This is a genomic window from Mesorhizobium sp. M4B.F.Ca.ET.017.02.2.1 (assembly GCF_003998955.1).
GTDB classification, from domain to species: Bacteria; Pseudomonadota; Alphaproteobacteria; order Rhizobiales; family Rhizobiaceae; genus Mesorhizobium; species Mesorhizobium abyssinicae.
In genome coordinates this window covers 1-10822 of record NZ_RZOF01000220.1, presented here as the reverse complement: position 1 = coordinate 10822, position 10822 = coordinate 1, and the positions used below count along the sequence as shown (strand labels likewise).

9 protein-coding genes are annotated in these 10822 nt (G+C 65.9%); 5 read left to right on the top strand and 4 right to left on the bottom strand.

The genetic code is table 11. The features are described 5' to 3' along the window. On the bottom strand, positions 1–738 hold a 738-nt coding region (locus EN738_RS22805), incomplete at its 3' end, for a LysR substrate-binding domain-containing protein (RefSeq protein WP_127285693.1). A 96-nt stretch (positions 739–834) separates the two neighbouring features. On the opposite strand from EN738_RS22805, the gene EN738_RS22800 reads away from it, so the two are divergent. The 4 genes from EN738_RS22800 to EN738_RS22785 are packed head-to-tail and all read left to right on the top strand — an operon-like array spanning position 835 to position 5624. Beyond that, complete coding sequence (locus tag EN738_RS22800) at positions 835–1020, top strand: hypothetical protein (RefSeq protein WP_127285692.1); 186 nt, start codon at positions 835–837, stop codon at positions 1018–1020. After that, positions 1017–3947, top strand: coding sequence for a molybdopterin oxidoreductase family protein (locus EN738_RS22795; protein ID WP_127285691.1), 2931 nt, complete (start codon positions 1017–1019; stop codon positions 3945–3947). Before EN738_RS22800 ends, EN738_RS22795 begins: the two co-directional genes overlap by 4 nt. Beyond that, positions 3944–4678, top strand: coding sequence for a 4Fe-4S dicluster domain-containing protein (locus EN738_RS22790; protein WP_127285690.1), 735 nt, complete (start codon positions 3944–3946; stop codon positions 4676–4678). Before EN738_RS22795 ends, EN738_RS22790 begins: the two co-directional genes overlap by 4 nt. A 10-nt stretch (positions 4679–4688) precedes the next feature. After that, positions 4689–5624, top strand: coding sequence for a DmsC/YnfH family molybdoenzyme membrane anchor subunit (locus EN738_RS22785; RefSeq protein ID WP_127285689.1), 936 nt, complete (start codon positions 4689–4691; stop codon positions 5622–5624). Between the two features lie 13 nt (positions 5625–5637). Here the strand turns inward: EN738_RS22785 and EN738_RS22780 are convergent, their stop codons facing one another. Then, a complete protein-coding gene (locus EN738_RS22780) occupies positions 5638–6516 on the bottom strand; it encodes a LysR substrate-binding domain-containing protein (RefSeq protein WP_127285688.1) in 879 nt (292 codons plus the stop codon). Between the two features lie 93 nt (positions 6517–6609). On the opposite strand from EN738_RS22780, the gene EN738_RS22775 reads away from it, so the two are divergent. Then, entirely contained in the window at positions 6610–7581 is a 972-nt protein-coding gene (locus tag EN738_RS22775; protein WP_127285687.1) for a quinone oxidoreductase, read from the top strand. A gap of 13 nt (positions 7582–7594) precedes the next feature. Here EN738_RS22775 and pdeM read toward each other — a convergent pair whose 3' ends face one another. Next, positions 7595–8311, bottom strand: a complete 717-nt coding sequence (gene pdeM, locus EN738_RS22770; protein ID WP_127285686.1) for a ligase-associated DNA damage response endonuclease PdeM — start codon at positions 8309–8311, stop codon at positions 7595–7597. Beyond that, on the bottom strand, positions 8308–10822 hold a 2515-nt coding region (locus EN738_RS22765), incomplete at its 5' end, for a ligase-associated DNA damage response DEXH box helicase (protein WP_127285685.1). The genes pdeM and EN738_RS22765, both read right to left, overlap by 4 nt.

Genomic DNA, 10822 nt, shown 5'->3' with positions numbered 1-10822 from the left:
GAGTTCCGAGATGATGGTGGCGCCGGCGCCCGCCTCGACCGCCTGGCGGATCGCCTCGTTGCTCGGCAGGACGAGGAATATCCTGAGATCCGCGAACGGCACCGCCTCGCGGCGCGCGAGATCTTCCAGCGCCTCGCGCGTGCCCGAGCCGCCTTCCCTGATGATCCAGCGCAGCTCCCTGATGTCGGGGTGGCCGCGCCCATGTTCGGCGATTTTCGGGTGCGTGGGGGCGACGACCAGCAGCAGCCGATCCACATCGACCTTGGCGCGCCGCAGGATGTCGGATTCGGTGCGCCCCTCGACCAGGCCGAAATCCGCCGTGCCGTCGAGCACATGGGTCTCGACCTGGCTGGTGTTGCCGATGCTGACATTCAGCCTGACGGCGGGATAGGCCTCGTGGAAGGCGGCCAGCCGGCGCGGCAGCCAGTAGCTGGCAATGGTCTGGCTGGCAGCGATCGACAGGCTGCCGGTGACCGTCTGAGAGACATGCTCCAGCACATTGGTCGCGGCGGCAGCGCGCTCGAGCACCGCCTTGGCCTCGGGCAGGAACCTGCGCCCGGTCTGCGCCAGCTCGATGTTGCGGCCGACGCGGTCGAACAGCCGCACCCCATGCTGCTGCTCGAGCGCGCGGATGGCAGCCGAGGCGGCCGACTGCGAGATGCCCAGAAGCTCGGCCGCCTTGGTCATATGGCCGCGTTCGGCGACGGCGACGAAGATGCGCAACTGTTCAAGGGTCATGCGCAATTAAGAAGCAAAATCGATCGGAATTACAAGAGCAACTTGTTAGACAGATCGATTGCTTTGTTCTAAGTTTTCACTGGAAGTTGGAAAAAATTGGCGGCCGCGCCGCAAGAGTTGGAAATGATGGGGCGCTTCAAATCGCTGTTCGCGCACTGGACCCGTGGCCTGAAGCGGCGGCTCGCCAGCGATCGCTACCACCCTGAACAGCACTATATGCGCGGTCCCGGACCGAAGACGAAAGCCAAGATCGCGAGCCGCCAGAGCATCCGGGAACAATGAGCCACGGCGCGCCGCGCGGCGCAAATTCCGCCCCGTCGCAGCGGCCGCTGGCCGACACGCGCGCGCCCGACGAGGGCGACGGCGTCGACACTTCGCCAGGCGTCTCCGACCGGATCGCCAAGACCACTTGCTATATGTGCGCCTGCCGCTGCGGCATCGACGTCCATATCAAGGACGGCAAGGTCCGCTATATCAACGGCAACAAGGACCATCCGGTCAATCGCGGCGTGATCTGCGGCAAGGGCAGCGCCGGCATCATGCAGCACTACAGTCCGGCGCGGCTGAAGAAGCCGCTGTTGCGCCGCGGCCCGCGCGGCTCGGGCGAATTCCGTGAGATCGAATGGGAGGAAGCACTTTCGATCGCGACCGAGCGGCTCTCGGCGATACGCCGGAGCGATCCCAAGAAGCTCGCCTTCTTCACCGGACGCGACCAGTCGCAATCCCTGACCGGCTGGTGGGCAAGCCAGTTCGGCACGCCGAACTTCGCCGCCCATGGCGGCTTCTGCTCGGTCAACATGGCGGCCGGCGGCCTCTACACGATCGGCGGCTCGTTCTGGGAGTTCGGCGAGCCCGACTGGGACAACACGAAATACTTCATGCTCTTCGGCGTCGCCGAAGACCACGATTCCAACCCGATCAAGATCGGCCTCGGCAAGCTCAAGGCGCGCGGCGCCAAGGTCGTCTCGATCAATCCGTGCCGCACCGGCTACAATGCGATCGCCGACGACTGGATCGGCATCAGGCCGGGCACCGATGGCCTGTTCGTGCTGGCGCTGGTCCACGAGTTGCTCAAGGCCGGCCGCGTCGATCTCGACTATCTGCTGCGCTACACCAACGCCCATGTGCTCGTCATCCAGGAGCCGGGAACCTCCGATGACGGGCTCTTCGTTCGCGACGCCGCCGGCCATCCGCTCGCCTGGGACAGGGTTGCGAAGACACCGGTCCGGGCTGCCGACCCCAACGCGAAACCGGCGCTGACCGGCAGCCATACGGTCAACGGCCGCCGCTGCGTTCCGGTGTTTCAGCTTATCGCCGACCGCTATCTCAACGACAGCTATTCGCCCGACGCGGTCGCCGGCCGCTGCGGCGTCAGCGCCGACACGATCCGCCGGATCGCGGCGGAGCTGGCGCATGTCGCCTTCGAGCAGACGATCGAACTGCCGGTGGCCTGGACAGACTGGGCCGGGCGCCGGCACGAGACGATCAAGGGGCGGCCGATCTCCATGCACGCCATGCGCGGCATCTCGGCCCATTCCAACGGTTTTCACACCTGCCGCGCCATCCATCTGCTGCAGGTGCTGCTGGGCACCGTGGACGTGCCGGGTGGCTTCCGCTTCAAGCCGCCCTATCCGCGCCCGGCGCCGCCGGGGCCGAAGCCGGCGGGCAAGGACGTCCGCCCGATGACGCCGCTGGAAGGCATGCCGCTCGGCTTCGTCTGCGGGCCGGACGACCTGCTGGTCGACGGGGCCGGCACGCCGACACGCATCGACAAGGCCTATTCCTGGGAGGCGCCTTTAGCCGCGCACGGCCTGATGCACTCGGTCATCCGCAATGCCTGGGCGGGTGATCCCTACCCGATCGACACGCTATTGATGTACATGTCGAACATGGCTTGGAATTCCTCGATGAACACGGTCGAGACGATTCGCATGCTCACCGACAAGGATGCGTCGGGCGACTACAAGATCCCCTTCATCATCTATTCCGACGCCTACTACTCGGAGACCGTGCCGTTCGCCGACCTGGTGCTGCCGGACACCACCTATCTCGAGCGGCATGACTGCATCAGCCTGCTCGACCGGCCGATCAGCCATGCCGACGGGCCTGGTGACGCAATCCGCCATCCCGTCGTCGAGCCTGACCGCGACGTCAGGCCGTTCCAGTCGGTGATGATCGAGCTCGGCGCGCGGCTCGGCCTGCCCGGTTTCGTCAACGCCGACGGCTCGCCCAAGTACCGCGACTATGCCGACTACATCGTCAACCACGAGCGCACGCCCGGCATCGGTCCGCTCGCCGGCTGGCGCGGCAAGGACGGAAGCTCGATCGGCAGAGGCGAAGCCAATCCCGATCAATTGCAGCGCTACATCGACAATGGCGGCTTCTGGCACCACGATTTTTCCGCCGACCAGCGCTATTACAAGATGGGCAACCGCGCCTATCTCGACTTCGCGGCTGAGATGGGCTTCATCGCCAAGGCCGAGCCAATCGTCTTCCAGCTCTATTCCGAGCCGATGCAGCGCTTCCGGCTGGCCGCGCGCGGCCATGGGACAGTGCAGCCGCCGGAGGCGGAACGCGGCCGCATCGAAGCCTACATGGACCCGCTGCCGTTCTGGTACGCGCCATTCGAGGAAGACGCCGTCGACCTCGAACAATATCCGCTGCATGCGCTGACGCAGAGGCCGATGCACATGTACCATTCCTGGGGCTCGCAGAATGCGTGGCTGAGGCAGATCACCAGCCAGAACCGGCTGTTCGTGCATGCCAAGACCGCCGCCGATCTCGGCCTTGTCGACGACGACTGGGTATGGATCGAGAGCGTCAACGGCCGGGTGAAGGGACAGATCAAGCTGGTCGACGGCGTCAACCCCGACACGGTGTGGACCTGGAACGCCATCGGCAAGCGGCGCGGCAGCTGGGGGCTGAAGGATGATGCGGCGGAGAGCAATCGCGGCTTCCTGCTCAACCACATCATCGGCGACCAGACCGCGGCGGACGCCAGCGGCAAGCGCTATTCGAACTCCGACCCTGTGACCGGACAGGCGGCATGGTTCGACGTCCGGGTGCGGATTGTCAAATGCGCGGCGGAGGAAGCGGGCTTCACCGAGCCGCAGTTCGAGCGCTTCCGGGAGCCGCCGCGCTTCCAGCCCTCGCCTGACATGCTTCAGTACGGCGCCGAATTCCGCATGAAGAGGGAAGCCGCCGAATGACCTGCCTTCCCGCGCAAACCGACAAGAAACTCGGCCTGGTGATCGACCTCGACACCTGCGTCGGCTGTCAGGCCTGCGTCACCGCCTGCAAGGAGTGGAACACCGGCGGCCATATGGCGCCGCTGACCGATATCGATCCCTATGGCGGGCATGTCGACGGCGTCTGGTTCAACCGCGTGCACGCCTATGAGCACACGACCGAGATGGGCGGGCGCACCGTCAACTTCCCGCGCTCCTGCCTGCATTGCGAGACGCCGGCCTGCGTCACCGTCTGCCCGACGGGCGCCTCCTACAAGCGGGCGTCGGACGGCATCGTGCTGGTCGACGAGGACAAATGCATCGGCTGCAAACTGTGCAGCTGGGCCTGCCCCTACGGCGCGCGCGAGTTCGACACGCAGGTCGGCGTGATGAAGAAATGCACGCTCTGCGTCGACCGCATCTACAACGACAATCTGGCCGAGGAGGACCGCGTGCCGGCCTGCGTGGCGGCCTGCCCGACCAGCGCCCGGCATTTCGGCGATCTCGGCGATCCGGCATCAGCCGTGTCGCAGCTGGTGACGGCGCGCGGCGGCGTCGACCTGATGCCGGAACTCGGCTACCGCCCGGCCAACAAGTATCTGCCGCCGCGCGCCCATACGGAACGCGCCGCCAAGGTGCCGGCGCCGGCGCTGGAGCCGGTGCGGGCCGAAGGCGGCTTCCTCGGCTGGATCGACCGCATGCTTTCGAACTAGCATCCCGGCCATGCATCCCGCTTTCTCCGTCGTCTTCTTCACCACTGCCACAGGCGCCGGCTACGGCCTGCTGGCGCTGCTTGGCGTGCTCGGCGGGCTGGGCTTTGTCGAACCCGACTTCTGGCTCGGGCTCGTCGGCATGGGACTGGCGCTCGGCCTGATCGCGGCCGGCCTTCTGTCGTCGGCCGGCCATCTCGGCCGACCGGAGCGCGCCTGGCGGGCGTTCTCGCAATGGCGCAGTTCCTGGCTGTCGCGCGAGGGGGTCTCATCGGTGGCGACTTTCATCCCGGCGGGACTGTTCGGCATCGGCTGGGTGTTCTTGGGCCGCAGCGGCGGCTGGGTGGCGGTCGCCGGATTGCTGGCGGCTGTCGGCGCGGTCGCCACGGTCTGCACCACAGGCATGATCTATGCCTCGCTGAAGCCGATCGCGCAGTGGCATAGCCGCTTCACCCTGCCCGGCTATCTGATCTTCTCGGCGATGACCGGCGGCGTGCTTTTCAACGCGTTGCTGCAGGGTTTCGGTGGCGGATCGAGAGCCGTGCTGGCGTTCGCGCTGGTCCTAACCTTGCTCGGCTGGGGCTGGAAGCTGGCGACGTGGCGGCACAACGACGAACTGGAAATCCCGACTACCGCCAACACCGCGACCGGCCTTGCCGGCGGCACGGTGCGGTCGCTCGAGTGGCCGCATACCGAGGAAAACTATCTGCTCAAGGAAATGGGTTTTCGCATCGCGCGCAAACATGCCGCCAAGCTGCGGCAGATCACGCAGGTCCTGGCCTTTGCCTTACCGGCCCTGCTGCTTGCCGGAGCATTCGTTCTGACCTGGCCGGCTGCCGCTGTGCTCTCGGTGATCGCCGCTCTGCTCCAGCTCGCCGGCATGCTGGTCGAGCGCTGGCTGTTCTTCGCCGAGGCGAAGCACACGGTCACCCTCTATTACGGCCGGTAGCGCGTTCTCTCCGTCATGCGGCCCGTGCCCGTGACGCCGCCGGCAAGTCCTTCAGCAAGATTTCGATCGCGGCATCGACGACGGCTGTCCGTCGGTCGTGTGCGTAAAGACCGTATTGGACTGTGAGCGTCTCGGGAACGCCAGCCGATGTCTTGAGCACCCGCATCGAAGCGGGGCGCACCGATTCGGGCGAAAGCAGACCGACGCCCAGCCCATTCTCGATCGCTGCCTGTAGGCCGGTAACGCTCTGGCACGACAAGCCGATCCTGTGCTCCCTGCCGGCGGCAAGCAGCGCCTCGATCATACGCCTGCGCCAAGGGCAGGTTGCGCCAAAGGCGACGAGATCGAGCGGCCGCTCCGCATCCAGCTCGTAGTCCTGTGCGCAGACCCACTGCAGTTCGACGTTCCACGTCGTCAGGGCATCGGCCGCGACGACGGACGTCGGGGCGATCATGACGTCCAGCGCATCCTCACTCCAAAGCCGTCCCAGCGCGACGCTGTGCTCGACCGTCGCGTCAATGCTGATATCGGGATAGGTGCGATGAAGCCGCCCGAGCGCTGCCGACAGCGCCGCCGTCGTGACCTCCTCGGCGAGGCCGATACGCACCCCGCCGCCTATGCCGGCCTGCTGCAGGCGCGCCACCGCCTCGTCGCCCAGAGCCAGGATGCGGGTCGCGTATCCCAGAAAAAGTTCCCCCTCCGCGGTTGGCACGACGCCGCGGCCGGTGCGTTGAAACAGGTGCCGTTGCAGCAATCCTTCGAGCCGCCGCATCTGCATGCTCAGCGACGATTGGGTTCTGCCGGTCTGCGCCGCGACCCTGCTCAGGCTGCCCTGCCGGCAGACCGCCACATAGGTGCGAAGAAGGTCGATGCCAATCTGGTCAGATATCATGATCCTTGAACTCTGATGTCATGGATATCAGCCTACAATGATATCGCGCCACGCGCTATCTCCCTGCCACGAGACAGCGCAAGGAAGAAATCCATGAAAGCGATCCGCGTCCACCGCCATGGCGGCCCAGATGTGCTTGCCTATGAAGATGTCGACATCGGCCAGCCCGGAACCGGCGAGGTCCGCGTGCGCAACCGGGCGGTCGGCCTCAACTTCGTCGACATCTATTTCCGCACCGGCGAATATGCGCCGTCCGCTTTGCCATTCACGCCGGGCAATGAAGGCGCCGGCGAGATCGTCGCCGTCGGCGAAGGGGTGAGCGGCTTCGCGCCCGGCGATCGTGTCGCCTATGTCGAGACGCTGGGCGCCTATGCCGAGGAACGCATCGTGCCGGCGCATTTTGTCGTCCATCTGCCCGACGCCATAGACTTCGAGACCGGCGCGGCGATGATGCTGAAGGGGCTGACGGCGCAATATCTGCTGCGCCGCACGTTTCGCGTCGAGGCGGGCCACACCGTCCTCGTGCAGGCCGCGGCGGGCGGCGTCGGCCTCATCCTGACGCAATGGGCGAAGCATCTCGGCGCCACCGTCATCGGCACCGTCGGTTCGCCTGAGAAGGCTGAACTCGCGCGCGCCAATGGCTGCGACCATGTCATCGACTATGGCAGGGAAGACTTTGCCGCGCGGGTGAGGGAGATCACTGATGGCCAAGGCTGTCACGTCGTCTACGACGGCGTCGGCAAGGCGACCTTTCCGGCCTCGCTCGATTGCCTGCGGCCCCTTGGCACCTTTGTCAGCTTCGGCACGGCGGCAGGATCGATCCCGCCGTTCGACATCATGCTGCTGATGCAGAAAGGCTCGCTGTTCGCCACCTGGCCGCTGTTGTTCCATCACCTCGCCAGGCGCGAGGACGTCGTCGCCATGAGCGAAGAACTCTTCCGCGTCGTGCTGAGCGGTGCCGTGAAAATCCCCGTGCACGCCCGGATGCCGCTCGCCGAAGTGGCCGAAGCGCATCGCCGGCTCGAAGCGCGGCAGACGACCGGCGCAACCGTGATGCTACCCTAAAGCAATTTTCAGCTCAGCCCGGCCGCAGCATCGAGCCGGCAATGGCGAAGATGCGCTCGGCGCCGAGCATATAGGCCATCAGCGTCTCGCGACGGAACAGGCCGGCATAGGCGCGGTCGAGCACGTTGAGCGAGCCGGTATAGGCGCCGAAGGCCGGCATGATCATGCGGCCGCCGTCGGCGGCGAAGCAGCGCCGCCGCACCGAGCGCCCTTGCTGGACGATCCGGGCGCAAGGATGGAGGTGGCCTGATATCTCGCCCTCCACGCGCACCTTGGACGGCTCGTGCCTGAAGAGGAGAGACCCGATGGCAAGCTCGCGCACGGTCTCGCCGGGCAGGTCGGCCGGCGCGTCCGGATCGTGGTTGCCGGCGATCCAGAACCAGTCGCGGCCGGCGATCAGGCTTTCCAGTCGCTCGCGAAAGCTTTCATGCATACGCGCCGCGCCGCCGCCGTCGTGGAAAGAATCGCCAAGGCTGATGACGATCGCCGGCTGGTAATCGGCGATCACCGCCTGCAGCCTGAGCAGCGTCGCACCCGTATCGTAGGGCGGGATCAGCGCGCCGCGCCTGGCGAAGGAGGAGCCCTTCTCCAGATGCAGATCCGACACCGCGAGCACCCGCAGATCGGGGAAGTAGAGCACGCCGCGCGGATCGCAGACCGCGCGTTCGCCGGCGATGCCGACAAGATCGGCCTCGGCAATCAGCGATACGCGTGTCAGCGAAAAATTCATGCCTCGCTCATTCCGGGCCCCATGGCCTCCTCGACCAGCGTCGCCGCATCCATCAGCAGTGTTTCGTCCGCTTCGCCATGCACCGGCATCTTGCCGATCTCGAGCATGATCGGCACGGCAAGCGGCGATATCTGCTCGAGATTCTTATGCACGATTCGACCCTTGATGCGCGAGAGCATCTCGGCAAGCCTGCTGACATCGAGCAGACCAGTCGCCGCATCGGCACGCGTCGCCTGCAGCAGGATATGATCGGGCTCGTGGCTGCGCAGCACGTCATAGACGAGATCGGTAGATACGGTGACCTGGCGGCCGCTCTTCTCCTTGCCCGGGTGGCGTTTCTCGATCAGTCCCGAGATCAGCGCGCAATTGCGGAAGGTGCGTTTCAGCAGCCAACTGTCGGCGAACCACGCCTCGAGATCGTCACCCAGCATGTCCTGGTCGAAGAGGGTAGGCAAGGAAGGTCTTTTCGCCCTGAACATCATGCCCATGTCGGCCAGCGACCATATGGCAAGCGCATAGTCGGTGGCGACGAAGCCGAGCGGCCTGGCGCCCGCCCTGTCGAGCCGGCGGGTGAGCAACATGCCGAGCGTCTGGTGCGCCAGCCTGCCCTCGAACGGATAGGCGACCAGATAGTGGCGGTTGCCGCGCGGAAAAGTTTCTATCAGGAGATCGTCGCGTTTGGGCAGCACCGACTTGTCGGCCTGGAAACGCAGCCAGTCGGCGACCTGCTCCGGCAGCTTCTTCCAACGCCGCGGATCGTCCAGCATGGCGCGCACCTGCTCGGCGAGATAGGTCGAAAGCGGAAACTTGCCGCCGCCATAGTAGGGCACCTTGGCATCGCTGCCGGGCGCGTTCGACACGAAGCATTCATTCTCGCGAATGCCTTCGAAGCGCAGCACCTTCCCGGCAAACATGAAGGTATCGCCATGAGTCAGCGTCTCCAGGAACGCCTCCTCGATCTTGCCGAGGACCCGGCCGCCGCGCGAAGCCGACCCTTTGCTGCCGGCCTGCACGTAGCGCACGTTGAGGGCCGGCACCTCGATGATGGTGCCGACGTTCAGCCGGTACTGCTGGGCGACGCGAGGATTGGATACGCGCCACATCCCGTCCTTGTTCAGGCGGATGCGGGCGTAGCGCTCGTAGTTCTTCAAGGCGTAGCCACCGGTGGCGACGAAATCTATCACCCGGTCGAATGTCGGCCGGTCGAGGCTGGCATAAGGCGCCGCCGATCTGACCTCCTCGAACAGCGCGTCGGCGTGGAATGGCGCGCCACAGGCGCAACCCAGGACATGCTGGGCCAGCACGTCGAGCCCGCCATCGACCAGCGGCGGCGTGTCCTGCGCGCCAAGATAGTTGGCGTCGAGGGCCGCCCGGCACTCCAGCACCTCGAAGCGGTTGGCGGGGATCAGGATCGCTTTCGACGGTTCGTCCATGCGATGGTTGGCGCGGCCGATCCGCTGCGCCAGCCGGCTGGCCCCCTTCGGCGCGCCGACATGAACGACCAGATCGACATCGCCCCAGTCGATGCCGAGATCGAGCGTCGAGGTGGCGACGATGGCGCGCAGCGCATTCTCGCCCATCGCCTTCTCGACGCGGCGGCGCTGCGCGACATCCAGCGAACCGTGGTGCAGCGCGATCGGCAGCGTGTCCTCATTGACCCGCCATAATTCCTGGAACAGCAGCTCGGCCTGGCTACGGGTGTTGACGAACAGCAAGGTCGTCTTGTGGCGCTTGATCTCGCGATAGATCTCCGGCGTGGCGTAACGGGCGGAATGTCCCGCCCACGGCACGTGCTCTTCCGAATCGAGGATGGAGATTTCCGGCTTGGCGCCGCCGGTGACGACGATCAATTCGGCCATGTCATCGGGTGGATTCTGGCTGACCAGCCAGCGCCGCAACTCGTCCGGTTCGGCCACCGTTGCCGACAATCCGATCGTCTGCAGTCCGGGCACAAAGTTGCGCAGCCTAGCCAGGCCGAGCGCCAGGAGATGGCCGCGCTTCGAAGTCACCAGCGAATGCAGCTCGTCGAGCACGACATAGCGCAGATCCTCGAAGAAGCGCCGGGCGTCGCCGGCCGCGATCAGCAGCGCCAATTGTTCGGGCGTGGTGAGCAGGATGTCGGGCGGCGCCAGCTTCTGTCGCTGGCGCTTGTGCGAGGGCGTGTCGCCGGTGCGCGTCTCGACAGTTACACCCAGGCCGATCTCCTCGACCGGCTTGCCGAGATTGCGCTCGATGTCGACGGCGAGCGCCTTGAGCGGCGAGATGTAGAGCGTGTGGATGCCGCGATGCGCCTGGCCGGGTTTCCGCCTGGGACGGTTGGCGAGCTCGGTGAGCGAGGGCATGAAGCCGGCCAGCGTCTTGCCGGCGCCGGTCGGCGCGATCAGCAGCACCGACTGGCCGGCCTGAGCCCGCGCCAAAAGCTCGAGCTGATGGGCACGCGGCGCCCAGCCCTTTTCAGCGAACCATCTGACGAATGGTTCGGGCAGGACCACTGCGGCATTCTGTTCGGCG

Bases quoted from the DNA above. Each gene is read 5' to 3' on its own strand.
- EN738_RS22775 (WP_127285687.1), top strand. From the start codon at position 6,610: ATGAAAGCGATCCGCGTCCACCGCCATGGCGGCCCAGATGTGCTTGCC.
- EN738_RS22785 (WP_127285689.1), top strand. From the start codon at position 4,689: ATGCATCCCGCTTTCTCCGTCGTCTTCTTCACCACTGCCACAGGCGCC.
- pdeM (WP_127285686.1), bottom strand. From the start codon at position 8,311: ATGAATTTTTCGCTGACACGCGTATCGCTGATTGCCGAGGCCGATCTT.
- EN738_RS22780 (WP_127285688.1), bottom strand. From the start codon at position 6,516: ATGATATCTGACCAGATTGGCATCGACCTTCTTCGCACCTATGTGGCG.
- EN738_RS22790 (WP_127285690.1), top strand. From the start codon at position 3,944: ATGACCTGCCTTCCCGCGCAAACCGACAAGAAACTCGGCCTGGTGATC.
- EN738_RS22795 (WP_127285691.1), top strand. From the start codon at position 1,017: ATGAGCCACGGCGCGCCGCGCGGCGCAAATTCCGCCCCGTCGCAGCGG.